24 protein-coding genes and 1 pseudogene are annotated in these 26,472 nt (G+C 64.7%); 14 read left to right on the forward strand and 11 right to left on the reverse strand.

Translation table 11 applies throughout. The annotated features are described in order from the left end of the window. Window positions 1-150: 150 nt before the first annotated feature. On the forward strand, window positions 151-1,107 hold the full coding sequence (locus P9217_RS00985; RefSeq protein WP_278086835.1) for an arginine deiminase family protein: 957 nt from the start codon (window positions 151-153) through the stop codon (window positions 1,105-1,107). 131 nt (window positions 1,108-1,238) lie between these two features. Here the strand turns inward: P9217_RS00985 and P9217_RS00990 are convergent, their stop codons facing one another. The 5 genes from P9217_RS00990 to P9217_RS01010 all read right to left on the reverse strand — a co-directional run bounded on the left by P9217_RS00990 (window position 1,239) and on the right by P9217_RS01010 (window position 6,449). Then, window positions 1,239-2,795, reverse strand: a complete 1,557-nt coding sequence (locus P9217_RS00990) for a hypothetical protein (RefSeq protein ID WP_278056035.1) — start codon at window positions 2,793-2,795, stop codon at window positions 1,239-1,241. After that, window positions 2,786-3,829, reverse strand: coding sequence for a hypothetical protein (locus P9217_RS00995; RefSeq protein WP_278056033.1), 1,044 nt, complete (start codon window positions 3,827-3,829; stop codon window positions 2,786-2,788). The genes P9217_RS00990 and P9217_RS00995 overlap by 10 nt, the downstream gene beginning before the upstream one ends. Window positions 3,830-3,972: 143 nt before the next feature. Then, entirely contained in the window at window positions 3,973-4,602 is a 630-nt protein-coding gene (locus P9217_RS01000) for a glutathione S-transferase family protein (protein WP_278056032.1), read from the reverse strand. Between the two features lie 234 nt (window positions 4,603-4,836). Further along, the gene (locus P9217_RS01005) at window positions 4,837-5,931 is read right to left on the reverse strand and encodes an NAD(P)/FAD-dependent oxidoreductase (protein ID WP_278086834.1); all 1,095 of its coding nucleotides are present in this window, start codon (window positions 5,929-5,931) and stop codon (window positions 4,837-4,839) included. Between the two features lie 284 nt (window positions 5,932-6,215). Then, on the reverse strand, window positions 6,216-6,449 hold the full coding sequence (locus P9217_RS01010; protein WP_067001193.1) for a hypothetical protein: 234 nt from the start codon (window positions 6,447-6,449) through the stop codon (window positions 6,216-6,218). A 164-nt stretch (window positions 6,450-6,613) separates the two neighbouring features. On the opposite strand from P9217_RS01010, the gene P9217_RS01015 reads away from it, so the two are divergent. From P9217_RS01015 to P9217_RS01035, 5 genes are all read left to right on the forward strand, one after another. After that, complete coding sequence (locus P9217_RS01015) at window positions 6,614-7,213, forward strand: DUF922 domain-containing protein (RefSeq protein ID WP_278086833.1); 600 nt, start codon at window positions 6,614-6,616, stop codon at window positions 7,211-7,213. 469 nt (window positions 7,214-7,682) lie between these two features. Next, window positions 7,683-8,762 (forward strand): sn-glycerol-3-phosphate ABC transporter ATP-binding protein UgpC, encoded by a 1,080-nt coding sequence (ugpC, locus tag P9217_RS01020; RefSeq protein WP_278086832.1) that lies wholly within the window; start codon window positions 7,683-7,685, stop codon window positions 8,760-8,762. Window positions 8,763-8,798: 36 nt separating this feature from the next. Next, on the forward strand, window positions 8,799-10,124 hold the full coding sequence (locus tag P9217_RS01025; protein ID WP_127214326.1) for an ABC transporter substrate-binding protein: 1,326 nt from the start codon (window positions 8,799-8,801) through the stop codon (window positions 10,122-10,124). Between the two features lie 107 nt (window positions 10,125-10,231). After that, on the forward strand, window positions 10,232-11,170 hold the full coding sequence (locus tag P9217_RS01030) for a sugar ABC transporter permease (protein ID WP_095801403.1): 939 nt from the start codon (window positions 10,232-10,234) through the stop codon (window positions 11,168-11,170). A gap of 1 nt (window position 11,171) precedes the next feature. Beyond that, window positions 11,172-12,065: a carbohydrate ABC transporter permease gene (locus P9217_RS01035; protein WP_067001185.1), complete on the forward strand. Its 894-nt coding sequence runs from the start codon at window positions 11,172-11,174 to the stop codon at window positions 12,063-12,065. Between the two features lie 32 nt (window positions 12,066-12,097). Here the strand turns inward: P9217_RS01035 and P9217_RS01040 are convergent, their stop codons facing one another. Next, entirely contained in the window at window positions 12,098-12,517 is a 420-nt protein-coding gene (locus P9217_RS01040; RefSeq protein WP_095824539.1) for a VOC family protein, read from the reverse strand. A gap of 326 nt (window positions 12,518-12,843) precedes the next feature. On the opposite strand from P9217_RS01040, the gene P9217_RS01045 reads away from it, so the two are divergent. The 3 genes and pseudogenes from P9217_RS01045 (at window position 12,844) to P9217_RS30395 (ending at window position 14,957) form a co-directional block, all read left to right on the forward strand. Beyond that, window positions 12,844-14,055: an MFS transporter gene (locus P9217_RS01045; protein ID WP_278086831.1), complete on the forward strand. Its 1,212-nt coding sequence runs from the start codon at window positions 12,844-12,846 to the stop codon at window positions 14,053-14,055. Window positions 14,056-14,144: 89 nt separating this feature from the next. Next, a pseudogene (locus P9217_RS30390) lies at window positions 14,145-14,506 on the forward strand (ankyrin repeat domain-containing protein); the annotation flags it as partial. A gap of 61 nt (window positions 14,507-14,567) precedes the next feature. Beyond that, entirely contained in the window at window positions 14,568-14,957 is a 390-nt protein-coding gene (locus P9217_RS30395; protein ID WP_336618897.1) for an ankyrin repeat domain-containing protein, read from the forward strand. Window positions 14,958-15,000: 43 nt separating this feature from the next. Here the strand turns inward: P9217_RS30395 and P9217_RS01055 are convergent, their stop codons facing one another. After that, window positions 15,001-17,310: a cation:proton antiporter gene (locus tag P9217_RS01055; protein ID WP_245433090.1), complete on the reverse strand. Its 2,310-nt coding sequence runs from the start codon at window positions 17,308-17,310 to the stop codon at window positions 15,001-15,003. Window positions 17,311-17,700: 390 nt separating this feature from the next. Between P9217_RS01055 and P9217_RS01060 the strand changes: the two genes are divergently transcribed. Further along, window positions 17,701-17,889: a hypothetical protein gene (locus P9217_RS01060; RefSeq protein WP_067322650.1), complete on the forward strand. Its 189-nt coding sequence runs from the start codon at window positions 17,701-17,703 to the stop codon at window positions 17,887-17,889. Between the two features lie 33 nt (window positions 17,890-17,922). Here the strand turns inward: P9217_RS01060 and P9217_RS01065 are convergent, their stop codons facing one another. Beyond that, complete coding sequence (locus tag P9217_RS01065) at window positions 17,923-18,816, reverse strand: LysR substrate-binding domain-containing protein (protein ID WP_164750747.1); 894 nt, start codon at window positions 18,814-18,816, stop codon at window positions 17,923-17,925. 109 nt (window positions 18,817-18,925) lie between these two features. On the opposite strand from P9217_RS01065, the gene P9217_RS01070 reads away from it, so the two are divergent. From P9217_RS01070 to P9217_RS01080, 3 genes are all read left to right on the forward strand, one after another. Further along, window positions 18,926-20,449: a sulfatase-like hydrolase/transferase gene (locus tag P9217_RS01070; protein WP_278086830.1), complete on the forward strand. Its 1,524-nt coding sequence runs from the start codon at window positions 18,926-18,928 to the stop codon at window positions 20,447-20,449. Window positions 20,450-20,466: 17 nt separating this feature from the next. Beyond that, the gene (locus P9217_RS01075; RefSeq protein ID WP_278086829.1) at window positions 20,467-22,032 is read left to right on the forward strand and encodes an ABC transporter substrate-binding protein; all 1,566 of its coding nucleotides are present in this window, start codon (window positions 20,467-20,469) and stop codon (window positions 22,030-22,032) included. Between the two features lie 111 nt (window positions 22,033-22,143). Continuing rightward, entirely contained in the window at window positions 22,144-22,875 is a 732-nt protein-coding gene (locus P9217_RS01080) for a DUF2270 domain-containing protein (protein ID WP_082980653.1), read from the forward strand. Window positions 22,876-22,926: 51 nt separating this feature from the next. Here P9217_RS01080 and P9217_RS01085 read toward each other — a convergent pair whose 3' ends face one another. The 3 genes from P9217_RS01085 to P9217_RS01095 form a co-directional block, all read right to left on the reverse strand. Further along, window positions 22,927-24,306 (reverse strand): amidase family protein, encoded by a 1,380-nt coding sequence (locus tag P9217_RS01085; RefSeq protein ID WP_278086828.1) that lies wholly within the window; start codon window positions 24,304-24,306, stop codon window positions 22,927-22,929. Between the two features lie 118 nt (window positions 24,307-24,424). Beyond that, entirely contained in the window at window positions 24,425-25,027 is a 603-nt protein-coding gene (locus tag P9217_RS01090; protein ID WP_278086827.1) for a sulfotransferase family protein, read from the reverse strand. Between the two features lie 47 nt (window positions 25,028-25,074). After that, window positions 25,075-25,971 carry a VOC family protein gene (locus P9217_RS01095; protein WP_278086826.1) on the reverse strand — a complete coding sequence of 299 codons (897 nt, stop codon included), beginning with the start codon at window positions 25,969-25,971 and terminating at the stop codon, window positions 25,075-25,077. A 130-nt stretch (window positions 25,972-26,101) separates the two neighbouring features. Here P9217_RS01095 and P9217_RS01100 point away from each other — a divergent pair, with 130 nt between their 5' ends. Next, window positions 26,102-26,401: a hypothetical protein gene (locus P9217_RS01100; RefSeq protein ID WP_095801415.1), complete on the forward strand. Its 300-nt coding sequence runs from the start codon at window positions 26,102-26,104 to the stop codon at window positions 26,399-26,401. Window positions 26,402-26,472: the final 71 nt, after the last annotated feature.

Below are 26,472 nucleotides of genomic sequence, written 5' to 3' on the forward strand. Positions count from 1 at the left end.
GCACACTGCCTTGCGCAAACGCCCTCCCCGGGCCTTCTGTTCCGGCTCAGCCGTGATCTCGGGAGTCACACGCCCGCATGCTGGCGTCCAATCTAACTTTTTGTGAGGATATCGGCCCTAACCTCCGCGCGAGGCAACCAGAGGTTTCACGTGCACGCCCTCGTCGACGATTTTTCCGAGTACTATGTCCCGCCGCGACGCATCCTGATGCACCATCCGCGGCATGGCTCATCGCTGAGGGCACTATCGCAGGAGCGGCTGGTCGAATTGAACTTCCTCGACCTGCCGCATGTCGAGGAATTCTATGCCGAGTACGATGCCTTCGCCGCGTTGGTCGCAAACCATGTCGAGACGCTCTACCTCGAGGACGTGCTCGGCGATCACGTGCCGTACCGATCCGAGTCATCCGTCAACCCCAATCTGATCTTCATGCGCGACAGTTCAGTGACCCTGCCTTGGGCGCCGACGAAATTCATACCCACACGCCCTGCTCTGCCCAGCCGGGCTGCCGAGGCCGGGATCGTCAGCCATGCGCTGAAGCGGCTCGGCATGGCCCCGCTCACGCATCTGGAGAACGACGAATATCTTGAAGGCGGCGACGTCCTTCCGGTGACCTTCGACGGGCGCCGCGTGCTGCTCGTCGGCTTCGGCGTCAGGACGACCAAGGCGGCAGCTATCAAACTTGCGCTCGATCTCATCCCCGACCATGTCGACTATATCATCGGCCTCTCGCACGATCCGGCGTTGCTGCATCTCGACACCGGCTTCACCGTGCTGCCCAACAAGGTGATCCTGGCCGCCGCGGGCATGTTCGGCGCCGGCTTCCTGATCGATGAGAATCGGCGGCTCAACCCCGTCAATCCGCTCGCCTATGCCGAAGCGCTCGGTTGCTCAATCGTGCGCTGCGACAAGGCCGACGCCATCGCCCATGAACGCTGCAACCTCCTGCCGCTGGGCAACCGCCGCTACCTCGCGTTCGACATGCCGGCAGAACTCAAGGCAACGCTGGAGCAGGCGGCAGGCGTGACCATCGAGCGAGTCAAGGGGACCGAGATCGCCAAGGCCACCGGCGGTGTGCACTGCCTGACGAGGCCGCTTTACTGCTGACGCCGGTGCGGCTCGGACCTTGAATCATCGCGCGGCTCGCAACGTCGTTTTGTCCTTTGCCGATGAAACCGCTGTGCGGCTTCGACGAACCCGGCAGCCGAGACAGCTGCCCGGCGACGACTGCCAGGCTCTCAAAGCTTGTCGTATTTGATGTTCGAGGCGACGTACTCGTTCTTGAGTCGGCGTTGGCCGCCTTCGAACGGTCCGGTGTTGAAGGCGAACACCCTGAGCTCGGGCATGTTGTCGGCAGTGGCCGTCCGCTTCCAGGCGTTGAGAAAATCGCCGTTCATGGCGGCCAGCTTCTCGAACACCGTCTCCTGCAACATCTCGGCGGGAAACGGCAGCGTCGCGCCCTCCACCAGTTCGACCGCCACCTCCATGCGCTTGTTGTGCGCGGCGTCTTCGTAGGAAATGAGGCGAAAGGTCGACAGTATCGGCGCCAGCACGTCGAGGCCGAACAGGATCTCTCGCAGGCTGTCCGGCGTGACCTTGGCTCCGTAATACTCGATCGACATATCGGAGCGGCCGTAGATGAACAAAAGCGGCAGGTCGAGGATACGGCCGCTGTTCTTCAAAATGTTGCTATGCCCGGCTTCGCGCAGGATGCGCTTCAACTCGCTGAAGCGCAGCACGTGGCCGCGATCGTGGATGTTATAGCGGATCTTGGGCGAGATGTTGTAAGGCCGAGAAATGGTTGCCACCAATTCGCCCCTGGCGTTCTCCTCCAGGTAGTAGGCCAGCGGATTGTACTGGAAGATCATCGGCGTGACGCCGTATTCCGTCCGCACGATGGCCTTGCGCAGCCGCTCGTCGCCGAGCAGCGCGCGGCGCAGGTTGATGGTGAGTTCGCTTTCGAGCGCCAGGTTGACCTCAAGATCGGAGGCGCCGTAGCTGCCGATCACACGCCGGAATTTCTTCAAGAGATAGCCACGGAGGCTCTCCGAGACGCCTTCGCCGCCGAAGGCCGCATCGATGGTATATTTCGACCAGTCCAAACGCGGGTCGTCCACCAGCGTCTTCAGGAACGGCGGATAGCCCATCACAACATAGCGGAAGCGCGGCCCGAACTCGTTTATGGTGTTGACGATCTTATCGAGGTTCGGCCCCGTCGATTTCAGGATTGTCGTGTCGGTCAGCGAGATCGCCACATTCATGCCTGTCGCCCACGCGCCGAGCGCGAACGCATTGAGGATGAACAGGGTCTCGTCCTCGCCGGTGATGCGCAGGAACGTCATCTGCATCATCTGCTTGGTGATCATTCGCTCGGTCTTGCCGCGCACCCAGCTGGTCGGCATGCCACTGCTGCCGGAGGACTCGTCGACCATCACGCCCATCGACGGCAGCTTGCCATCCAGCAGACGTTCCTCCTGCGGATATTTCTTGACGTAGGATTCCTTGTCCATCTCCGGAATCGAACTGAGGTCGGGCTTCGTCACATGATCGAGCATGATCTCGGGCTTGCCGCCGAGCCGGTCGATATAGTCTCGATAGGCCGGAACCCGCCTGTAGGCATGATAGAAATTCGCCCAGGCGCGCCACGCGCCGATGCCCCAGCGCAGCCGCTCGAAGCCAGGAATGAGCAATATCTTGTAAGCATGCCGCGAAGACGCGAATGCCCGCTCGACGACGTTGACCAGCGCGACAAGCGCAAGGAAGAAGGGCCGTACCGCCCGCTTGATCAGCCGCATAGGATGATGTCCTCGTAGGGGAGCCGGTAGCTCAGCGGCGGCGGCTGGCTCTTGCCCAGCCGGAGCAGCAGCCAGACCATGTCGGCGCCTCCTTTTTCGTCCGGCATCCTGAAATAGCCGATCATGTTGGTGCGCGCCTCGTCTGAGGTGATGACCGAGCCATAAGGCTGCCAGTAATAGCCATGGCGAGTAACGATGAGCCACAGCCGGAACATGGTCGTGCCGGCACGAAACCAGTCCTCCATGGTGACGTAAGGACCGCGCAGCCAGCCGATGGTGCCGACGCCCTTCATGCTGCGGCCGTAGATGAGACCCACGAGGCTCTTGATGCCGGGCAGGGTCCAGAAGCCAGGCCTGGTGAAGAAGCTTTTGAGCAGAAACGCCGAGAAGCCGAGGCAGCGCGCCGAAAGGCCGTCGCCGGTGATGTCTTCCTCGCGCGTGCCGAAACGCAGCCACCGCACCAGCTCCTTGCGGATGGGCACGTTCTCCATGTCGTGGAAAAGCGCCTGGCGATTGAGCTCGATCACCCAGTCGATCGCCTCGGCGTCGTTGCGCGCCTCGAAGCGATGGCCGGTTCGAAGGGCTTCGGCCTGCATCTCGCCAAGCAGCGTCTGCGGGATCGCGCGACCGTCATAGGGAAGCCGGGAGGTGTGGCGGTCGAGGATCAGCCGGGGATCGAAATCCGCAATCGGCGCGATCGCCGGGCGCAGCGTCAGCCTCGATATGACCTGGGGCGTCTGGGTGTCGCCACCCTTGTATATCGGAGAGAAGTCGGTTGCGCAGTCGAGCTCGAATCCCAGGCCATGCGCTGCGATTGAACATATCTCGGCAAAGATGCCAGCGGTGAGCCAAGTGAAGCGGCCCTCCGGGTCGGCCACATAAAGTCCACGCCGCGGCAGGAACACGATCTCCGCCTCGCGATCGTTTAGGATACGGAGCCGGAAAGGCTGCGTGTTGTGCGGGCTGGGGCAGCTCACCGCATAGCGGGCAATCTTCCGCCATTGTTCCGATGACTTCGCGTCGTGTTCCTGCACGCTATTGCGCTCCGCCAATTTCGACCAGGCAATAGCAAACAAACAATACGAGACGGTAAGTTCAAATGGCTAATGAATACTTTTGAAACACCCTACATCATTCCGGGGCAGCGCCTGACAAGCGGCACCCCGTTTCGTGCCCATCAACCGCCCGAATGCGGGTCGATGCTGTAGGGATGCACGGGATAGCCTGAGCCGATCGTCCCGCTCACCCGATCGATCCAGGCGCTGACCGCCGGATAGTCGGCAAGCGAAAAGCCGCAATCCTCGGCGCGATGGCCGTAGGCATAGACGGCGATGTCGGCGATGGTGAGCGAGCCGCCGACGAGGAACGGCGTGTCCTGCAGGCCGCGCTCGAGAGCGCCAAGCGCGCGGGCGCCCGCCTCACGCTTGCCGGCCACCATCGCCTGATTGCGCTCCAGCCGCCCGGTCAGAGACCAGAAGCGCAGCGAGCCGATGACCGGCTCGACATAGTACTGCTCGAAGAACAGCCACTGCATGGCCTTGGCGCGCGCGAGCCGGTCCGCCGGCAGGTAGGGCGTCCCCTCCGCGACGCAAGCGAGGATGGCGTTGGATTCGGCGATCGCCGCCCCATTCTCCACGGCGAGCACGGGAACGGCGCCGGCCGGATTGAGCTTCAGGAAGGCCTCCGTACGGCTCTCGCCCTCGAAGATCGAGACGATCCGGGTTTCATAAGCGATGCCGAGCAGGCCAAGCAGGACACGAACCTTCCAGGCATTTTGCGAGGGCAGATAATCGTAGAGCGTGAGCATGGGTGCGTCCCTCCTTGGCCAGGCTGGCTTCGCATGGGGCGCGCGCGGGCGCCACCCGATTTATGCGCCTTGATTTCCTCCCTTGAGGGGGAGATGTCGCCGAAGGCGACAGAGGGGGTCGTCTCCTAAATCGTCAGCGTCGTGTTCGTGGCGGACCGCGTAAGGCGCTGCGACCCCCTCTGGTCTTCCGACCATCTCCCCCTCAAGGGGGGAGATCGGCAGTTCCGCCACGCCTCACCCCGCGATATCCCTCGCCACCGCCTGCGCCTCGATGCCGATCTCGCGCAGCAGGCCGGTGACCGGATTGTATAAGCCGACGAGGTAGACACCCAGCGCCGTCGCGCGTGGATTCACTCCACTCTTCCCCGGCCGCAGCTCCGCCGGCAGGATGCCGTCATAGCCAGGACGGTAGCCCGTGGCGAAGATTACGGCGTCGAAGTTTTGCTCCTGCCCGCCGGCGAATGTTGCGCCGTCCTCGGTGAAGCTGACGATATCGGGGAGAATGCCGATCCTGCCCGCCTTGATCGCTGCTACAGTTCCGACATCGATGACCGGAATGCGGCCGGCGTCGATCTGCTTGAGGATTCCTTCCTTCGGCCTGACGATGCCGTATCGCTCCAGCCTGCCCAGCGCAAGGTCGAGGATTTTCGGGAACATCCAGTCGTTCAGCGCCCGCGGCATCGGCCGGCTGGCGATGCCGACCATCTGGATCGGCACGCCGAAAAGCTGGCGCGGCACGATGTGGACGCCCCTGCGCACCGAGATCGTCGGATGCGCGCCGCTCTCGGCAAGGTCGAGCGCGATCTCGGCGCCGGTGTTGCCCATGCCGACGACCAGCACGTTCCTGGCCGTATAGGGCGTGGCCTCGGTGTAGGCGGCGCTGTGCAGCACCTCTCCCTTGAAGGTTTCGATGCCGGCAAAGGCCGGCGTTATCGGCTCTGCGTTATTGCCGGTGGCGATGACGATCTTGCGGGCGTTGAAAGGACCGGCATCGGTCTCGACGATGACTTTTTCGCCCGCCCGGTGGATCGATTTCACCGTGACGCCGAAGCGCGGCTCTAGGCTGAAACGCGCGGCATAGGCGTCGAGATAGGCGACCACCTTTTCACGCGGAACGTAGCGTGGGTGGCTTTTCGGGAACGGCAGGAAAGGCAGTGACGAGAAGGACTTCACCGTGTGTAGGTGCAGCCGCCGGTAATGCCGCCGCCAGGCCGGCGCCAGCTCGCTCGCCTTTTCGAGGATGATGAAATCGACTCCGGCCCGCTTCAGGCAGGCCCCGACAGCCAGCCCCGCCGGTCCCGCGCCGACAATGACGACATTGGTATCCAAGGCAGCCTCCTCCCCCAAGGCGGGAAGAAGCTATGCCCGAGGTGTCGGAGGAGCAAGTAGGGGGATCACCTGGACTTGCGGGACAGGGTGCACCGAGCGAAATCGGATGAATGGCCGAGCGAGGCGCCGGAGTCTTATCTCGCTCCTTATCGGGAAATGTCGCCGACGGCGATGGAGCGATCGCTGCGCGTGAAGTGCCGGCGCGTTGCGCGGAGGAATACAACGTCGGCGATCTGCGTGAGACGACCCCTCAGGCCTCAAGGGGGGAGATCAGGATTCGCGCTCTACTCCGTCCCGCTCGGCGCTTCGGCCTCGTCCTCGGGCGGTTCGAGAATCTCGATCAGCCGCGCTACCCTGGCGCCCGGCATCGCGCGACCCTCGTTCATCAGCGCCTCGTCGGCGCCGATCCAGGCGAAGGCCTCGCGCAATTCCTCGAGGCTGGCGCCGGTGAGCGCGACGTCGGCGATGACGGCCTCGTCGACAGGGCCAAGAACGGAAATGATCTCGTTGCGGGTCATCCTTGTCTCCCTGGGGCGGAACGATGACAAGGAAACGGCGGACGGGTGGAGCGGGTTCCGACGGCGTTGTCTCCGCCTTGTGGGAGAAAGCGCCGCGCGGTCTTTGCTCTTGCCCCGACAACCGCTATGCACGGAGGCTCGTCCCGGAATTCTGCCGAGTCCTCATGAAATCCGTCTTGCTGCTTTCCGCCCTGCTCCTCTCCTCACCCGCCCTCGCCCAATGGAAGCCGAGCGAGAAGGTCGAGACCTATGCGATCTCAGGACAAAGCGTGGAGGCGCTCTATGTCTCGATCGGCGAGAAAGGTCCTGTGATCGGCAGGGACTCGGCCGGCAACGGGCGGCGGGCAATCGCGCAGACCAACTTCAAGCTGACCTGGCAGCGCGATTATCAGACTGAAGGCGACGCCTGCGTGCTGAAGACCGCTCGCCCGAAGCTGATCATCACCTACACGTTGCCGAAGCCCGCCGCAAAACTTGCCCCCGCCGTGCAGGCGCGGTGGGACGCGTTTGCCGCCGGCCTCGCCGCACACGAGAAGGTCCACGGCGCCGGCATCGTCGACATGGTGGACAAGATCGTCGCCTTCAGCACCGGCCTCACCGTTGCCGACGACCCCGGCTGCACCAAGATCAGGGCGGAGCTGACGAATTATCTCAACCAGCTTTCCAAGGCGCAGCGCCGGGCCAGCGGCGACTTCGACAAGGTCGAGTTCGGTCCGGGCGGGAACTTGCAGAAGCTGATTGCGGCGTTTCTGATCGGCGGGTGAACACGGCCAAGGAGCGGCCGCGCCCTTCCCGCGGTGGCAGCAGGGCCACACCGGAAGCACCGCTATCAGCATTACCGCATCTCGAATGGGACAGCTGCCAATCCCGTCTGCGCGGAAACGGGCACTGTCGGCTCTTTCTCGGCTAGGTTGAAATCTACACCTTAGTACTTGCTAATGCGCATTCAGCGCTCTTCACCGACTGATCGGCGGCCACGCGGCACGGCCCTGGATTGACTTAGCTCACGGCAGGCTTGGCTCATTTGTCCTTTGAGACGAAAGTCTAAGGGCATGCGCCGCAGCTTTACAGGCGGGTTTGGTAGCGCTACCGTTTCACAGTCGCGTGACCCGGGGGGAGCTGGGGCAAACGTCGCCGACGCCAGTGGTGGATGCTTGCCGGCATCCGTTTCAGCCACACCTTGATTGGAAACGGCTCCCCGCGAAACCCGCAGGGACCATCGGGAGGAGTTCGATGGCGTCTGTCGCGATTGGCGATGTCTACAAGTCGTTCGGAGCCACCCAGATCCTGCACGGCGTCAGCGTCGACATAGAGGACGGCGAGTTCGTCACGCTGGTCGGGCCGTCGGGATGCGGAAAATCGACGCTTCTGCGGATGATTGCCGGGCTGGAAAAAATCTCCCGCGGCCATATTTCGATCGGCAGCCGTGTCGTCAACGATGTTGCGCCGAAGGAGCGCGACGTGGCCATGGTCTTCCAGAACTACGCGCTCTATCCGCACATGACCGTTGCCGAGAACATGGCGTTCTCGCTCATGCTGAAGGGAGTGGCCAAGGCGGAGAGCGATGCCGGGGTGAAGCGGGCGGCCGAGATCCTCGGGCTGGTGCCGCTTCTGGCGCGTTATCCGCGCCAGCTTTCGGGCGGCCAGCGGCAGCGCGTCGCCATGGGCCGGGCGATCGTGCGCAATCCGCAGGTGTTTTTGTTCGACGAGCCGCTCAGCAATCTTGACGCCAAGCTGAGGGTCCAGATGCGCGCCGAGATCAAGGAACTGCACCAGCGGCTGAAGACGACGACGATCTATGTCACGCACGATCAGATCGAGGCCATGACCATGGCCGACAAGATCGTCGTCATGCATGACGGCCTCGTCGAGCAAATCGGGCCGCCGCTCGAGCTCTACGACCGGCCGAACAACCTCTTCGTCGCGAGCTTCATCGGCTCGCCGGCCATGAACCTGCTCAAGGGCACATTCGCCAATGACGGCGCGCCGTCGTCGTTCCGGGGCGCGGGTGGCGTCTCCGTGCCTCTGTCGAAACCACCCGCGATCGGCAACGGCGAAGCCGTCGTGCTCGGCGTTCGGCCCGAGCATCTGCGGCTGGCCGAGGACGGCATTCCGGTCACCGTGGTGGTGATCGAGCCGACCGGCTCGGAAGTGCAGATCATCGGACGGACGGCCGGCGGAGAGGATATCGTCGCCAATTTCCGCGAACGCCATTCCTTCGCGCCGGGAGAAACCATCCGGCTGTCGGTGGAACCCGGCCCCATTCATCTGTTTCACGGCGAAACGGGCCAGCGGATCGAAGCGGCGCCATAGACCACGCAACGAGGAAACCCACAGGAGGAGACGAGCATGAAGTTCACCAGACGCGACGTGATCCGCACGACCGCCGGCGCGGCCGCCGGGGCCTTGGGCAGCCGCTTCGTCGGCTCGAGCGCCTTCGCCCAGGAGGGCCTGACCTACAAGCCGGAGGAAGGCGCCAAGCTCCGGCTGCTGCGCTGGTCGCCTTTCGTGCAGGGCGACGAGGACCAATGGCTGAAGAATACGAAGCGGTTCACCGAGGCGACCGGCGTGGAGGTGCGCGTCGACAAGGAGAGCTGGGAAGACATCCGGCCCAAGGCGGCCGTCGCCGCCAATGTCGGCTCCGGTCCCGACCTGATGTTCGTCTGGTTCGATGACCCGCACCAATATCCCGACAAGCTGCTCGACGTGACCGAACTCGGCGACCATCTCGGCAAGAAGTATGGCGGCTGGCACGACGGCCCGAAGCAGTATGCGACGCGCGAGGGCAAGTTCCTCGGCCTGCCGCTCGCCACCATCGGCAACGCCATCGTCTATCGCGAAAGCTGGGTGAAGGAGGCCGGCTTCTCGGAATTCCCGAAGGACACGGCGGGTTTCCTCGACCTGTGCAAGGCGCTGAAGGCAAAGGGCCATCCCGCCGGGTTCACCCATGGCCACGGCGTCGGCGACGGCAACAACTATGCGCATTGGCTGCTATGGAGCCATGGCGGCCAGATGGTCGACGAAGCCGGCAAGGTGACGATCAACAGCCCCGAGACGCTGAAGGCGATCCAGTATGCGCAGGAGCTCTACAAGACCTTCATCCCCGGCACGGAAAGCTGGCTCGACGTCAACAACAACCGCGCCTTCCTGGCCGGCGAAATAAGCGTGATCGCCAACGGCATCTCGGCCTACAACACCGCCAAGGTCAACAAGGACAACGACCCGAAGTTGGCCGAGATAGCCAAGGACATCCGCACCACCAATCTGCCGATCGGTCCGGTCGGGAAATCGGTCGAGCTGTTCCAGGTGACCACGGCCGTCATCTTCAACTACACGCCCTACCCCAATGCGGCCAAAGCCTATCTGCAGTTCATGTTCGAGGACCCGCAGATGTCGGACTGGATCACGTCGTCGGCCGGCTATTGCTGCCAGACGCTGAAGGCCTTCGACAACAATCCGGTGTGGAAGGCCGACCCGAACAATGCCGCTTACGCGAAAGCCTCGGCGACGCTGCGACCCAACGGCTATGCCGGGCCGCTCGGCTATGCCTCGGCCGCGACCATGGCCGATTATGTGCTGGTCGACATGTTCGCCAAGGCGGTGACGGGACAGGCGACACCGCAAGAGGCGATGGAAGAGGCCGAAAAGCGCGCCAACCGCTATTATCGCGTCTGATCCTGCCGGGCACCTGAAGCAAGGGTGGCCGCGTCGGGATCTTCCGGGGCACGGAAGGACCACGCGGCCACCACCACTCCACCGCATGTTGCGAGGAATCCGCGCCCATGGCCGTGTCATCCGTTGCCGTTCAGCGGCGTCCGTCGATGCTTTCGCGACTTGCCGAGAGCCGGAACACTCTTGGTCTCGGCTTCATGCTGCCGGCGGCGGCGCTGCTCCTGGTCTTTCTCACCTATCCGCTGGGACTCGGCGTCTGGCTTGGCTTCACCGACACACGCATCGGCCGGCCCGGCATCTATATCGGTGTCGAGAACTATGAATATCTCTGGAGCGACAGCGTGTTCTGGCTGTCGGTCTTCAACACCGTGCTCTACACGGTCAGCGCTTCGATCCTGAAATTCGTGCTCGGCCTCTGGCTGGCTCTCATCCTCAACGAGAAGCTGCCCTTCAAGTCGTTCTTCCGCGCGGTGGTGCTGCTGCCCTGGGTGGTGCCGACGGTGCTGTCGGCCATCGCCTTCTGGTGGATCTACGATTCGCAGTTCTCGATCCTGTCCTGGGCGCTGCAGCAGATGGGGCTGATCGACCACCGCATCAACTTCCTTGGCGATCCGACCAACGCGCGCGCTTCCGTCATCGCGGCCAACGTCTGGCGCGGCATCCCGTTCGTCGCCATCACGCTGCTTGCCGGCCTGCAGACCATCCCGCAGTCGCTCTACGAAGCCGCCACGCTCGACGGCGCCAGCCGCTGGCAGTTGTTTCGCCATGTGACGCTGCCGCTTTTGACGCCGATCATCGCCATCACCATGACTTTCTCGGTGCTCTTCACCTTCACCGATTTCCAGCTGATCTATGTGCTGACCCGCGGCGGGCCGGTGAACGCCACCCACCTGATGGCGACATTGTCCTTCCAGCGCGGCATTGCCGGCGGCCAGCTCGGCGAAGGCGCGGCAATCGCGGTCGCCATGATCCCCTTCCTGCTGGCGGCGATCCTGTTCAGCTATTTCGGCCTGCAACGCCGCAGGTGGCAGCAAGGCGGCGGAGACTGATATGGCCGCGATCAGAGAAGTCGAGCGCCTGGACACCGACGAAGGCGGCATGGGCTACCTGCAGAGCCTGCCGCGCCGGGTGGTCACGGTTTATCTGCCGCTGCTGGTGTTTCTCATCGTGCTGCTGTTTCCATTCTATTGGATGACGATCACGGCGGTTAAGCCCAATGTCGAGATGACCGATTATGTGAACTACAATCCGTTCTGGGTCGTGCATCCGACGCTGGAGCACATACGCTATTTGCTCCTGGAGACCTCCTATCCCGGCTGGCTGCTCAACACGGTGATCATATCGACGGCGGCCACCTTCCTGTCGCTGGCGGCTGCGGTGCTCGCCGCCTACGCGATCGAGCGGCTGCGGTTTTCCGGCGCCCGGCAGGTCGGCCTTGCCGTCTTCCTCGCCTATCTGGTGCCGCCCTCGATCCTGTTCATCCCGCTGTCGGTGATGGTGTTCAACCTCGGTCTCTACGACACGCCCTTCGCGCTGATCCTCACCTACCCGACCTTCCTGATCCCGTTCTGCACCTGGCTGTTGATGGGCTACTTCCGTTCGATCCCCTTCGAATTGGAGGAATGCGCGCTTATCGACGGCGCCACCCGCTGGCAGATCCTGACCAAGATCGTGCTGCCGCTGTCGGTGCCGGGCCTGATCTCTGCCGGCATCTTCGCCTTCACGCTCTCCTGGAACGAATTCATCTACGCGCTGACCTTCATCCAGTCGTCGGAGAAGAAGACGGTTCCGGTCGGCGTGCTCACCGAGCTCGTCCGCTCGGACGTTTATGAATGGGGAGCGCTGATGGCGGGCGCGCTGATCGGCTCGCTTCCGGTGGTGGTGCTTTATTCGTTCTTCGTCGAGCACTACGTCTCATCGATGACGGGCGCGGTAAAGGAATAGCGTCCGCATGCATAACGGCGCCCGCCGCCGCGCTAAAAACTGATCTCCACGGCCGCCCCGCTGCGCTTCGCCTCGCCATGAAACACCGCCTCGATGTTGCTGCCGTCGGGGTCGAGCAGGAAGGCGGCATAGTAGCCGGGGTGGTAGGGGCGCTCGCCCGGCGCGCCGTTGTCCTTGCCGCCGGCGGCAAGGCCCGCCTGGTAGAAGGCGTCGACCATGGCGCGGTCCTTGGCCTGGAAGGCGAGATGGTGACGGCCGGTCAGCACGCCCTGGGCCGCACGGCTATCGGCGCTGGAAACGAACAGTTCGTCCGCCCAGAAATAATCCTCGGCCTCGCCGCCGATCGGGACGCCCAGCACCTCGAGCACCGCGCCGTAGAAACGCCGGCTCGCCTTGACGTCGCGCACCACCAGATGAAGGTGGTCGATGAGCCGGCCGCGATAGAGTTGCATGGCGTGTTGCCTCCTCCCGACTGCTGCGGCTCAATCTAGAACGGCCTGGTACATGGTCAATGTGGGTGCGGAAGACTGCTGACAGTTAAAGAGGGTCGGCGCGAGGCACCCCCCTCTGTCCTGTCGGACAGTCCCGCGGACAGAGGGGGTGTGAAGGAACGCCAGCATAAGGCGATCGGCCAACATCCCCCAAAAATCCGGATAAAAAATGCAACCAGATTGTAGGATCGGTGTCCGCAGCGGCGTCCTTCGGACGCAAGCGGCGCGATGGACCTGGAAAAACCGTGCCGCATCAAACAGGATGCCTTAGGGCACGGGAGAAAATCATGAATCCTTCCTATCGTTGGGTCATCGTCGCGGCCGGCGCGCTGATGACCTGTGTGGCGCTCGGCGCGATGTTCTCGCTGGCGATCTTTCTCGAGCCGATGTCGATCGACACCGGCTGGTCGCGCGCCGGAATCTCCAGCGCCATGACGCTGAATTTTCTGGTGATGGGCGTCGGCGGCTTCGCCTGGGGCGCGATCTATGACCGCGTCGGTGCCCGCCCCGTCGTGCTTGCCGGCGCGGTGCTGCTCGGGCTGGCGCTGGTGGTGGCGAGCCGAGCCAACTCGCTGCTGATCTTCCAGCTCAGCTACGGCGTGATCGTCGGGCTGGCGGCCAGCGCGTTCTTCGCGCCTATGATCGCGCTCACCACCGCCTGGTTCGACACCAACCGCAGCCTTGCCGTGTCGCTGGTTTCGGCCGGCATGGGAGTGGCGCCGATGACCATCTCGCCCTTCGCCCGCTGGCTGATCTCGGCCTATGACTGGCGAACCGCCATGTTCGACATCGGCGTCATGGCCTGGGTGCTCCTGCTGCCCGCCGTCTTCCTGGTACGCCAGACGCAGGTGGCTGGCGCGGCGGCCGACAGCGGCATGCCGGCGCGTGCCGCCGACGACCCCGGCATGAGCGTCGGCCAGGCGCTGCGCTCGCCGCAGTTCCTGGTGCTGGGCATGACCTTCTTCGCCTGCTGCGCGGCGCATTCGGGGCCGATCTTCCACATGGTCAGCTATGCGATGGCCTGCGGCGTTGCGCCGATGGCTGCCGTCTCGATCTATAGCGTCGAGGGCCTTGCCGGCCTTGGCGGACGCCTGCTCTACGGCGTGCTCGGCGACCGGCTGGGGGTCAAGCCGGTGCTGATCACCGGCCTTGCCATCCAGGCCGCCGTGATCGCCGCCTATCTCGCGGTCGGCCGGCTCGAGCAGTTCTACGTGCTGGCCGTCATCTTCGGCGCCACCTACGGCGGCGTCATGCCGCTCTATGCGGTGCTGGCACGCGAATATTTCGGGCCGCGCATCATCGGCACGGTGTTCGGCGCCGCCACCATGCTCTCCAGCCTCGGCATGTCGTTCGGCCCGCTCGCCGGCGGCATGATCTACGACGCCTATGCCAGCTATTCCTGGCTGTTCATCGGCTCGGCGCTGGTCGGCCTGGGCGCCGCCGGCATCGCGATCGCCTTCCCGCCGCAGCCGAGCCGGCAGCGGCTGCAGATGGCATAGCGAGATCAATCTCCCTCCTCGAGGGGGAGATGCCGCCGAAGGCGACAGAGGGTCGCGGCGCATCAAGCGCCGACGCCCCTCTCCGTCGCATGGGGCGCCGGCGATCCACGCTCGGACCTGCCCTGCCGGCATCTCCCCTCGAGTTGCCCGCACCGCCGACGCGAAATCCATTGCCCGACGACGGCGAGTGTGAAACTCTCCGCGAGAGAAAGACGCTGCATCTGAATGCCGGCCGGGCCGGCGCCATCCGCGGTCGGGGATATTGCAGTGGACACAGGCCTGGAAGCCGCAGAAGCAAGGAATTGGTCCCGCCTGCTGGTCGCGGCCGAGAGCGGCGATGCCGAAGCCTCGCGCGCGAGCTCGCGGCGGGCGCGGATATCAACCAGACCGATGAAGACGGCTGGTCAAGCCTGCATCTTGCGTCGCATAACGGCCGCACCGCCGTGCTCGAAACTTTGATCGGCCACCCGGCGGTCGACGTGAACTGCAGAAACAAATGGAAGAGCACACCATTGAGCCTGGCTGCGGCTAGGGGTCACCTCGCCTGTATCCGGGCGCTGCTGAAGCATCCGCAGATCGATATCGACGCCCGCGCCGACTATTACGGCAGGACGCCGCTCATCGAAGCCGCAAGGAACGGGCATCTCGATATCGTCAAGCTGCTGGTCGAGCATGGCGCCGACGTCAATCTCGCCGACAAGACGGGACGCAACAGCGCGCTCATCGAGGCGATCAAGGGACGCCACTTCGAAGTCGCGCAATATCTGCTGGAATCCCGCAAGGTGAACTTCCTCAACAAGGACATGCGGCTCAATGCGCTGATCTGGGCCGGCAGCACGCGCAACGCCGAGCTCATCGGCAAGCTGGACGCCGCGATCCATCGCTTTTTCGAAGGCAAGTGAAGCGCGGCCGTCAGCCATTGGAACCGTCAGGCCGAAGCTGCCCTCAGCCCGTGCCCGTACCTGACCTCAGCGCCTCCCTGCCCTCGTCGTCGCGGCGCAGCCGCGCGTCGGAGATCAGCATCACCGGGCATGGGCAGCGCTGCAGCACGCCGCTCGTCGTCTCGCCGAAGATGAGCTCCTCGCCGGGCCGCCGCGCCACGCCCATGACGATCAGCGCCACGTTCCTGCCCGCCTGACGGGCAATGGCATCGGCGGCGGCGGCCCTCGAGCGGATGGCCGTCTCGATCTCGACGCCATAACGGTCGGCAAGCGCGACAATGTCCTTCAGCACAGCCTCCCTGCGGCGATGCGAGACGGTGTCGCGCGGTTCGTCGCGACCCGGACGCGCGACATAGAGGACCTTGACCGGCGCGCCGGTGACGGAGGCGACGGCAAGCGCGAGTTCCGCGCCGCGGCGCGCATTCGCCGTGCCGTTGACCGGCACCAGGATCCTGCCGGATCCCGGCCCAAGGCGCGGCATCTGCCGGCCGACGCCGGCCGGCTTCAGCACCAGGCAGAGCGGGCCCTCGAAGGCGCCCGCGACCTCGTTGAGCCGGCGCGAGAAGCCGCCCTTCGCGGTCACCGCTCGGCCGAGGCCGATGAGCAGCATGCCGTAGCCCTTGCGCGCCTCCTTGGCGACCGCCTCGGCGGAGAGCGGAGCGTCATGCGGGCGGCGCGTGAGGGGGGCTTCATGCGCGGGCTCCTCGTCGGCTTCCTTCGCCGCCTCGCGGCCCTGCTCAGCGCCTTTCTCGATCTCGTCCAGATGCGCCGCCTCGACGGGGTCGGCTTCGCTTTCGCCGCTTGTACGGAGCACGGTCGTCGGCTTGCCGGCTCCGATGACACCGGCGAGGTAGGCGGCGAAGCGGCCGACGACGCCCTCGTCGACCACCACCAGCAGCCGCTCCAGATTGGTGATGAAGCCGCGCTGGTCGACCTCCTCGCGCTCCAGCCTTTTCTTCTCCGCCTCGCCCATCGGCAGCCGTCCCAGCGCCCAGCGCAATGTCGGCGGCATGGCCAAGGTGGTGATGACGGCCATGGTGACGATCATGGTGAAAAGCGTATGCGAGATCACGCCGATCGACAGACCGATCGAGGCGACGATGACCTCGGTCGAGCCCCGCGCATTCATGCCGCAGCCGACGGCGATGCCCTCGCTGCGGCTCATGCCCGCGGCCTCCGCGCCGATGAAGGCGCCGCCGAACTTGCCGAGGCTGGCGATCGCCACCAGCGCCACGGTGAGCAGTGCAAGCTCGGGATCGACGAGCACTGTCAGGTCGGCCGAGAGACCGGCGACGCCGAAGAAGACCGGCATGAAGAGTGCCGTGATCACGCCGCGCAATTGCCCCTCGATGTGACGCGACAGGATCGGCGACTCGCCGACCAATATGCCGGCGACGAAGGCGCCAAGCACCGTATGCACGCCGATCAAGTCGGTGACCAGCGCCATACCGCCCATGATGGCGAGGATGACGGTGACCACCGCGTATTCCGAGCGGAAGGTGTCGTTGGTCCAGCGGATGGCGTCGAAGACGATGCGGCGGCCGAGCGTGAAGGAAAAGGCCATGAAGGCGGCGACGCCTGCGAGCGTGAAGGCGAGGCTGGCGAGCTCGATTCGACCATGCGTGGCGATGCCGATGGTGATGGCGATGATCACCCAGCCGATCGTGTCTTCGATGATGGCCGAGGAGACGATGATTTGGCCGAGGTCGCGGCGCATGAAGTTCATCTCGCGCACCACCATGGCGACGATCTTGACCGAAGAGATCGAAAGCGCGGTGCCCAGAAACAGGCCGGAGACGATGCGCTCGCTGCCGGTGGCAAGCAGCGAGGCCGGCATGAACTGCGCGGCCACGAAGCCGAGCGCGAAAGGCACGGCGACGCCGGTGGCGGAGATGGAAAAGCAGGCGCGGCCGACGCGGCGCACCAGCCTCAGGTCCGTCTCCATGCCGGTCAGCAGCAGAAGCATCAGCACGCCGAACTGGGCGATGGCGTTGATCATCGACTTCTGTGCGGCATCGCCGGCAAAGACCAGCCGCTCGGCCGCGGGCCATAGCCAGCCGAGCAGCGAGGGCCCGAGCAGGATGCCGCCGATCAGCTGTCCCATCACCGCCGGCTGGCCGAGGCGTTCCAGCAATTCGCCGATGCCTCGGCCGACGACGAGCAGCAAAATGACTTCGAGAACGAAGATGCCTTCGCTCGACATGCCGGTTTTTTCGGCGGCGAAGGCGGCGGCCGGCATCGATGCAAGCGCCGCCGCCGCAAGCGCGAGAGAAACCGGCCGGCGCCGGTTGGGCATGAAGGACAATTGCCGCACCCCTCGATTATCCTCGCCATAACGGTTTCGCACATACATCGGTTGCACGGCGGTGGAACTGCCACTCTCTCCCGTTGTGGGGGCGATGTCCGGCAGGACGGGGGGGCGCCGTGGAGGACCAACGTCGATTCAACCTATCTCCAAAGCAGGCCACTTTTAACCGTGATGGAGGTGCCTGCAAGGGCTCGGATGCCGGCGGGACAGCGCCTCCTCTACCCTGCCGGACATCTCCTTCACAACGCGAGAGAGTGGCAACTCCGGCGCCGGCCGCCTCTCTCAAGCAGCTTCGACGTCGCGTACAATTCGATTCAAATGCTGCCGCCCATCTTTGCTTGTCGGTAAAGCGACTCACGCATGGTCGCGGCACGGCGGGGCAATAAGGAGAAGCTAATGAAAAGCGACTTTGCCGCCGCCCACCTGCACCTCGACAGGGCCTGCCATTATCTGCGCGGCGACGACGAGACCAGCCGCACGGCGCTTGCGGCGCTCGACCTTGTGATCGAGGCGGTCGCGACCGCCCTCTATGCCCGGCCCGAGGCCGAAGTGGTGCCGTTTCCGATCTCAGCCGCTCAGCGATAGGAAGCATCCATGACCGGCGGCCGGCAATGATGATTAACGGCCGATCAGATCGGTCATCGCCTCGATGACCTTGCCGGCCGCCGCCCCCGTCGCCGACCGATCATTGACGATGATCGAGATGCGAAACGGAATGTCGAACTCGATTGGCCTGAGTGCCAGTCCGAACTCGGAATAGAAGCCCGCAGTGAACGGATCGACCACAGCCAGCGAGCGGCCGCCCCTGACCAGCGCGCAAGCCAAGAATGACTGGAAGATGTCGGCGACGGTGTTGGCCGCGGTCACTTCGAGCAGCCTCGCGCCGTCGCGGCTGCGGCGGAAATAGAGCTCGCCCAGCGACACGAACGGATAGCGGGAAAAATCCTCCAACCGGACGCGCTCGCTCTCGGCAAGCGGATGCCTCTGGTCCATGACACAAACGCTATTGCGCTCGAAAGTGGCGACGCATTTGGCATCCAGGAAGGAAACGCCCGCGTCCACCAGGCCGACGTCGGTCAGGCGCGAGGCGACGGAGGAGACGATCTCCGTCGAGCTCCGCACCGCGATGGTGGTCCTGGCCTCTGGAAAGCGCGTCCGAAGCTGCTGGATCGCTTCCGGCACGATGTTGAAGGACATCGCCGCCAGCGTGCCGATGCGCACGACGCCGCGCTTCAGTTCCCTGATCTCCTGCGCCGCCATGATCAGATTGCGTGCGCCATGAAACGTCTTGCCGACCTCGCCGTAGAACAGCAGGCCCTGCTCGGTCGGAACCAGCCGACCGTGCGATCGATCGAACAGGCTGAGGCCGGTGTCGATCTCCAGCTCCTGCAACAACCGGCTGACGCTCGGCTGCGAGACGTTGAGCGCGATCGCAGCGCCCGACACGGAGCCGGCCACCATCGTTGCCTCGAAGGCCTCCAGTTGACGAACGCTGAGCCCGGAAAAACGCATCTCTTCCTCCCGGTATAGGATTAGCACATACCGGACCAAAATCTTGATCTTTGATTTCGCTGCGTTTCGGGCCCTAGCTGCAAGCTTGGCAGAAACGGACGGAGCCGTCGTGAAGCGAGCCAATGTCATCTTCATCTGTGCCGACCAGATGCGCTACGACGCGCTCTCGGTCACCGGCAACCGCGTCGCCCATACCGCAAACATCGACCGCATCGCCGCGCGCGGCGCAACCTTCCATCGGCACTTCACGCCCAACCAGATTTGCTCGCCAAGCCGAGCGACCATGGCAACAGGGCTCTATCCACGCCATCACGGATTGTGGCGCAACGGCGTGGCGCTCGACGATCGGCTCCCTAACCTGTGGCAGGCGCTCTCGCTTGCCGGATACGCCACAAAAGGCGTCGGAAAGCTGCACTTTCAGCCACTGCTCGCGCCCGTCGAACGCGACATGCCGGAATCGCTTGCCTATTGGGAAAGGCCGGGCTGCGAGGACTGGCACGGTCCTTATTTCGGCTTCGATGCCGTCGACCTCGTCATGGGCGAAGCCAACGAAGCCACTCGCGCCGGCCACTACGCCGCCTGGCTCAAGCGCAACCACCCCGATGTGGTGGACCTCTACGAGCCCGACGCCAGTCCCGACAGCCGGGCACAGGATCTGAACGAAGTCTGGAAAAGCGCGGTGCCGCCCGAGTTGCACTACACCAGTTGGATCGCGGATCGGGCGATCGACTTCATCGAGCGCCAGGGCAAGCAGGCAGAGCCGTTCGGCTTGTTCGTCTCGTTTCCGGACCCGCACCACCCCTTCGCCCCGCCCCGGCCCTATTGCGACCTGTTCCGACCGGAGCTGATGCCCACGCCGACCATCCGGGCGGGCGAGCTGGAGCGGATGCCGGCCTATCTCGGCGAAGGCGACGATCCGACCAAAGTGCCCTACATCGCCTCCGGCGAGCAGCCGCGCGAGCAGGGCTTCCTCCTGCGCACCGACGATATCTCCGACGAAACGCTGGCCATCGCAATCGCCCACACGCATGGCATGATCCAGATGATCGACGATGCCGTCGGGCGGCTGCTCGTCGCACTGGACGACGTTGGCGTGCTCGACGACAGCTTCGTGCTGTTTACCGCCGATCATGGCGAGTTGCTCGGCGACCACGGGCTGCTGCGCAAGGGGCCACCGCCCTACCGACAACTGCTGCAGGTCCCGCTGGTTCTTAGCGGTCCAGGCATCCGCGCCGGAACAAGCCTCGATGCGCTGACCAGCCACCTCGACCTGTTCGCGACCATCGCATCGCTGCTCGGCCTGCCGGCGCCCGCGACCGACGGCACCGATCTCAAGCCGCTGATCGACGGCCGGGTCGCCGACGTCCGCGACTTCCTGTTCGGTGAATATCATCCGCGACGTGACGCCTGCCTCTACAATCAGTCGATCATCTCCAAGGAGTGGCGGTTCACCCGCTATCCCAACCAGCCGGCCTGGGGGGAGTTGTTCGATCTTCGCGAAGACCCCTGGGAGCACTGGAACCTGTTCCCCGAGCGAGCACTCGGCGCGCAGGCGCGCGCGCTGAGCGCGGTTCTCGACCGGCGGCTGCCGGCACAGCCGCTGATGGTCAACGAAGTCCTTGGCGCCTATTGAACCAATGGGAGAATGACATGAACGACAGAAGCGTCTTCTCGAGTCTGGACAGCATGAACCGCCGCAGCTTCATCAAGACGGCCGCTGCGGCTGCCTTCGCCACGGCGGTGCTTCCGCCTGCCGGCCTTGCCGAGGCGCCGCGCAAAGGCGGCGCGCTGCGCCTTGGCCTCAACGGCGGCAGCTCCGCCGACACGCTGGACCCGACGCAGCTGATCGGCACTTTTTCCATCAACGTCTCGCGCCAGGTCTACAACACGCTGGTGGAGATCGGCGATGACGGCAAGCCAGCGCCGGAGCTCGCGGCAAGCTGGGAAGCCAGCGACGGCAACAAGCGCTGGATCCTCAATCTCAGGCCGGGCGTGCAGTTTCACAACGGCAAGACGTTCGACGCCGACGACGTCAAATACTCGCTGGGCCTGCATATCGGCGACAAGACCAAGTCGAAGGCCAAAGGGCTGGTCGCCGACGTCGCGGAAGTGCGGGCCATCTCGCCGACGCAAGTCGAGATCCTGCTCAAATCGCCAAATCCCGACATGGATTATGTGCTGTCGGATCTGCATTTCGCCATGGTGCCCGCAGGCTTCGCCGACTGGTCGAAAGCGATCGGCACCGGTCCGTTCAAGCTCACCGCCTTCCAGCCCGGCGTGCACGCCACCGCCGCCCGCAACGAGACCTACTGGCGCAGCGATCGCGGCCATGTCGACACGGTCGAGACGGTCGTTATCAACGACGCCGCGGCGCGCGTCTCGGCTCTTCAAGGCGGCTCGGTGCACATCGTCAACGGCATCGACTACAAGATCGCACCGCTGCTCAAGAAGGACCCCCGCGCCTATCTGCTGGTCACCGAAGGCAAGCAGCATTTCTCGCTGCCGATGGACGCCACGAAGGAGCCGTTCAACAGCCCCGATGTCGTGCTGGCGCTGAAGCACGCGCTCGACCGTGAGCAGATGGTGAAGCTGCTGATGGCCGGCTTCGGACGGGTGGGCAACGACCATCCGATCGCTGCCAGCGATCCGAGCTTCAATCCTAACATCGCGCAGCGCGCCTACGATCCGGACAAGGCCCGTTTTCACCTCAAGAAAGCCGGCAAGAGCGATCTTACCCTCGAGCTGCACGCCGCCCCCGTGGCGTTCGAGCAGGCGGTCAACACGGCCGAGCTTTTCGCGCAATCGGCCAAGCCCGCCGGCATCACCATCAATGTCAAGCGCGAGCCCGATGACGGCTACTGGAGCGACGTGTGGCTGAAGAAGCCATGGGTGGCTTCCTTCTGGGCCGGGCGGCCATCGGCGAGCATGATGTTTTCCTCCGTCTACGCCTCGGGCGCGCCGTGGAACGAGACGCATTGGAAGAACGACAGCTTCGACAGACGACTGACGGAGTCGCGCTCACTGGCCGATCCGGCAAAACGCCGCGAGGTCTATTTCGAGCTGCAGCAGATGATCCATGACGAGTGCCCGACCATCATCCCGGCCTTCGCCAGCTGGATCGACGCGGCGCGCAAGGAGGTAAGGGGTTTCGTTCCCAACCCCAACTTCCTGCTCAGCGATCATCGCGTGGCCGAACGGGTCTGGCTGAGCGCATAAAAGCTTCCGTCGGAGAGCGTCAGCAGGAACATTTCTGCCGGCCCCACATTGTGCTATAGGGGGTGTGGCCGGCTCAACGGCCGGCCACGGCGGGAGGCACGTGGCAAGGGGATGTCGCAGGTCCAGACCGTAAAGCCAGCCGAAGCAGCGGCGCCGCCAAGGGGCTCCGATGCATTCGCGCTGAAGCTCACTTCCTCCGAATTCGCAACCACCATGTCGCATTTCCACCGCGCGGAGATCGGGCGCATGGCGGGTTGGCGCGACCGGCTCGACCGCACCAGCAATTGGGCGATCACCGTGGTGGCGGCGATGCTGTCCGTATCGCTGTCGACGCCCTCGGCGCATCACGGCGTGCTGCTCTTCGCCATGCTGCTCATCACGCTGCTTCTATGGATCGAAGCGCGGCGCTACCGGTTCTTCGACGTCTATCGGGCGCGGGTGCGTCAGTTCGAGCGCTACTACTTTGCGCAGATCTTTTCGCCGCAGCCGGATTTCGCCTCCAACTGGCTCGCCATCCTCGGCGAAGGCCTGCGCTCGCCGCGCTTCCTCATCTCGCAGCGCGCGGCACTGGTCCGGAGGCTGCGCCGAAACTACGTCTTCATGTATACGATCCTGATGCTTGCCTGGGTCTTGAAGATCACCACGCCCAGCCTGCAGCGCGAAGGCTCGCCGATCGGCTTCAGCGCCTCGCTGCTCGACACCTTTCGCGTGGCGACGCTCGGTCCCATCCCCGGCGTCGTGGTGGTCTGCGGCGTCGTCGTATTCTATCTCGCGATGCTTGCCGCCGCCTTCCTGATGCGCGCCGACGACGGCGAACTGTCGTTCGGCGACGTGCATGTTTGAGCCTGGGGCGGCGGCCCTTGGTCTTTCAGGCAGCCCGCCGTTTCCACGCGCTCACAATCCCGGTGGCCTGACGAAACCGTCGGTGAGACGCGCCAGCGCTTTCGCCACGGCCAGCAGCTTCATGTCCGAATGGCGGCGGCCGACCAGCTGGGCGCCGATCGGCAGGCCCTCCCGGTCGACACCGATTGGAATGACGGCGGCCGGATGCCCGGTCAGGTTGAAGCGGCAGGCGTGGCTGAGCCCGCTCCAGTAGGGCGTCTCGATGCCGTCGACGGGGATCGGCGCACCCATTTCGCGGTGGCGGAAGGCCGTGCACATCATCGCCGGACAGACTAGCACGTCCCACCCGTCGAAGAACCGCTCCCAGGCAGCGATGAATTCGTCGCGCTGGTTGAGCGCCTCGAGATAGGCGGCCAGCGAGGGCGAGGTTTCGCGCGGCTGCCGGAAGACCTGCGAATACCAGGTGATGAGATCGGAAAACAGCGCCCGCTCGGCCGCGAAATCGTGCTGCGGCAATGCCTGCCCTACCCGCGCGCCGCCGACCTCGATGGCGCCCGCGAAGCCAGCGATCGCGTCGGCGATGTCGAGCGCGGTCGGCACTCCGGGAAATTCGGGCGCGAAGGCAACCCTGAGCGTCCCCAGCGGCGGCTCCGGCGCCCCGTCCGTCGCCACCGGCGGCACTTCGGTGTCGAGACCGTCGGCCCCGGCGATGATGCGGTGGGCCAGGATGAGATCGTCGACGTCGCGGGCCAAAGGCCCGATGTCGAACAGCAGGCGGAAGCTGCGCGGCAGGTCGGGCGGATCGGCGTAGCTGCCGGTGATCGGCACCGTCGCCTGCGTCGGCTTGAAGCCAAAAACGCCGCACAGATGCGCTGGCATCCGGATCGAGCCGCCGGCATCGCTGCCGATCTCGAGCGGCACCAGCCCGGCGGCGACCGCGGCCGCCGCCCCACCGCTGGAGCCGCCGGGCGTGCGGGTAACGTCCCACGGATTGACGGTGCGGCCAAAGATCGGATTGTCGGTCTGCAGGTCGCGCAGCCTGGGCGGCACGTTGGTCTTGCCGATGATGACGGCGCCGGCCTTGCGCAGCCGCGCGGCAATCGTGCTGTCCGTCGCCGGGACATGACCGGAAAAGGCTTCCAAACCGATGGTGGTGCGCATGCCGGCTGTGGCATGGCCGTCCTTCAGCGTGACCGGCACACCGTTGAGCGGACCGACGGCCTCGCCTCGCACGACCGCCATATCCGCGGCCTGCGCTCCGGCGCGGGCCGCCTCCTCGTCGAGGGTGACGATGGCGTTGAGCAGCGGATTGACGACAGCGATGCGGGCAAGCTGCGCCTCCATCGCCTCGACAGCGCCGACCTTCTTCTCGCGGATCGCCGCCGCCAGTTGCGACGCGGTCAGGAAGGTGGTGTCCAAATGGCTCATCATGGTGGTGTTCCTTCCTGCGGAACGGAAATAGGGGAGTAGGGGAGTAGGGAAGATCAGACTTCGTGAACTCCGCACATCGGATGCCAATACCTTTTTCCCCTATTCCCCTCCCTTCCCTTCAATTCAACGAAAGCGCCGTCCGGAACTCCTTCGTGGTGTTGCGGTTGGGATAGGGCTCGTCCGGCACCGGAACGCCGAGATGGGCGCAGAGCGGCGCCCAGCCGTCGCCCAGCTTGTGAACCAGCAGGCGCTCGGCCGGCACCGTCTTCAGCACCGCTTCGATATTGGCCTCATAGACGGCAATCGCATGCGCGCGGTCCTGCGGACGGCCGCCGAAAACCTGCTTCGTGACAAGGGCGACGCCCAACGACTCCTGATCCTGGCTGTCAATGATGGCCGGCAGGATGGTTTTTGCGAAACTCTCCCACCAGCTTTCCGGCGAGCGCCAGGTGAGGATGACGCGCGCTTGCGGAAAGACTTCGATCAGCTCGCGCCAGTAATGCACCGAGGGCCAGTCGACGCAGGATTTGTAACCGGCAAACAGCCGATCCCAATCCGGCGCGGCGCCTTGGGCGAGCGCTCGCCAGAGCCGCTTCTGCTCCGCATGCGCCATGACCTCCGACATGTGATGGCACGGGCCGAAGCCGAGCATGGTCAGCGCCTCGCGCATCGAATCCGTGCCGGTGCGGCCGAAGCCGGTTCCTATCACCCTGATGGTCATTCTCCCCTCCTCCCACTTGTCTTCCCCAATCGTCCGCTGCGGCGCGATCAACCTTCCCGAAGCACGAACCGCAAGCGATTGCCTTCCGGGTCCGCGGTCTCCACGGCACCGCCGATCTTTTTCGGCGGCAGGTTGGCGGCATCGAGCCTGCGTTCCAGCGCAGCCAGCTCCTCGACCGATGCAAGCTCAACCGTGAAATGGTCGAGGCCGGCGGCACCCGGCGGCGGCTCGCGCAGCTCGTCACGCGCCCAGATGTTGAAGGCGACCATATGCGGCCGGCTCCCGGTGCCGCAGTCGAACATGCCGAAACTTCTCGACTGGATGTGCGGGCGGAAGCCGAGCACACCGACATAGAATTCCATCAGTTCTTCCGGCGCGCGGGCGCGCATATGGATGTGGCCGATGAAGGCGTTCTTCGCCATCCTCTGCTCGACATGGCCGGAATTGCCGAGGTCGCGCAAAAGGCCCGGGAGATGGAGCGGCTCGAGCCCGGAATGCGCGCTGCCGTCGGTGCCGATCAGCGCCACGCGGCCATCGGCCGACACCTCGCGGCGCAGACAGCGTTCCGGCGTGTCGAAGCAGATCTCGATGCCGTTGCCGGACGGGTCGGAAACGTAGAGCGATTCCGAAACCAGGTGGTCCTGGGCGCTGTAGCGCAAGCCGGACGCCTTAAGCCGGGCGGCGGTGTGGGCGAGGTCGCGGCGGCTCGTCACATGGATGGCGACATGGAAGAGATCGCGCGATTTCTGCGGCAGGGCGATCTGCGCTCCGGCGTGGAGCACGATAAGCTTCCGCCCGCCGGCGCCGAGCTCCGCCGTGGCGGCATCCTCGCCGAGGACCGCCAATCCGAGCGTGTCGCGCCAGACGATCAAGGCAGCCGGGATGTCGGTCACCCTGAGATGGACCGGCCCGAGACGGGTGGCTTGAGGCAACCCTTCGTCCATGGTCGTCCGTCCGATTGCGGTCGGCGAACATATTAGCTGTGAACGATATTTCTGTCTCGCGCCAAGTTCGGGTTGACCCCTCCCCGGCGGGCGGCGACTATTGCCACGAAGCTTCTTGGGAGGAGACCACATGGACGAGACCGACCACTGGCGCAACATGGCGAGCGCGCCGCGGGACGGCAGTCGCATCCTGGTGACGGTGCGCTCGTCCGAACAGGGACCGGCCGAGGTCGACATGGCCTACTGGTCGCGCGCCGACCAGTTCGGCGAGGAAGGCTGGCGGGCGTCGGATTCATCGCCCGGACGCGTCGTCGAGTATGCCGAGCCGGAGCTCAGATGCTGGATGCCGCTGCCCACGGCGGGGCGAGGTTCGTTGCCGAGCCCCTGGGAAGGCGACGACGTGCCGCTGGTGGATGGCGAGGGGATTTAGCGCCTCTTTCCTTCTCCCCTTGTGGGAGAAGGTGTCGCCGAAGGCGACGGATGAGGGGTGCTGGACGGAGT

Origin of the sequence: Mesorhizobium sp. WSM4989, from assembly GCF_029625795.1 — a bacterium.
Classification (GTDB): Bacteria; Pseudomonadota; Alphaproteobacteria; order Rhizobiales; family Rhizobiaceae; genus Mesorhizobium.

Coding starts and splice junctions, on each gene's coding strand:
- P9217_RS01010 (WP_067001193.1), bottom strand. CDS start 6,449: ATGACCCGCAACGAGATCATTTCCGTTCTTGGCCCTGTCGACGAGGCC.
- P9217_RS01025 (WP_127214326.1), top strand. CDS start 8,799: ATGAAGTTCACCAGACGCGACGTGATCCGCACGACCGCCGGCGCGGCC.
- P9217_RS01065 (WP_164750747.1), bottom strand. CDS start 18,816: ATGCGTTTTTCCGGGCTCAGCGTTCGTCAACTGGAGGCCTTCGAGGCA.
- P9217_RS01035 (WP_067001185.1), top strand. CDS start 11,172: ATGGCCGCGATCAGAGAAGTCGAGCGCCTGGACACCGACGAAGGCGGC.
- P9217_RS01095 (WP_278086826.1), bottom strand. CDS start 25,971: ATGGACGAAGGGTTGCCTCAAGCCACCCGTCTCGGGCCGGTCCATCTC.
- P9217_RS01030 (WP_095801403.1), top strand. CDS start 10,232: ATGGCCGTGTCATCCGTTGCCGTTCAGCGGCGTCCGTCGATGCTTTCG.
- P9217_RS01045 (WP_278086831.1), top strand. CDS start 12,844: ATGAATCCTTCCTATCGTTGGGTCATCGTCGCGGCCGGCGCGCTGATG.
- P9217_RS01100 (WP_095801415.1), top strand. CDS start 26,102: ATGGACGAGACCGACCACTGGCGCAACATGGCGAGCGCGCCGCGGGAC.
- P9217_RS01075 (WP_278086829.1), top strand. CDS start 20,467: ATGAACGACAGAAGCGTCTTCTCGAGTCTGGACAGCATGAACCGCCGC.
- P9217_RS01000 (WP_278056032.1), bottom strand. CDS start 4,602: ATGCTCACGCTCTACGATTATCTGCCCTCGCAAAATGCCTGGAAGGTT.
- P9217_RS01015 (WP_278086833.1), top strand. CDS start 6,614: ATGAAATCCGTCTTGCTGCTTTCCGCCCTGCTCCTCTCCTCACCCGCC.
- P9217_RS01040 (WP_095824539.1), bottom strand. CDS start 12,517: ATGCAACTCTATCGCGGCCGGCTCATCGACCACCTTCATCTGGTGGTG.
- P9217_RS01085 (WP_278086828.1), bottom strand. CDS start 24,306: ATGATGAGCCATTTGGACACCACCTTCCTGACCGCGTCGCAACTGGCG.
- P9217_RS01090 (WP_278086827.1), bottom strand. CDS start 25,027: ATGACCATCAGGGTGATAGGAACCGGCTTCGGCCGCACCGGCACGGAT.
- P9217_RS01060 (WP_067322650.1), top strand. CDS start 17,701: ATGAAAAGCGACTTTGCCGCCGCCCACCTGCACCTCGACAGGGCCTGC.
- P9217_RS00990 (WP_278056035.1), bottom strand. CDS start 2,795: ATGCGGCTGATCAAGCGGGCGGTACGGCCCTTCTTCCTTGCGCTTGTC.
- P9217_RS01080 (WP_082980653.1), top strand. CDS start 22,144: ATGTCGCAGGTCCAGACCGTAAAGCCAGCCGAAGCAGCGGCGCCGCCA.
- ugpC (WP_278086832.1), top strand. CDS start 7,683: ATGGCGTCTGTCGCGATTGGCGATGTCTACAAGTCGTTCGGAGCCACC.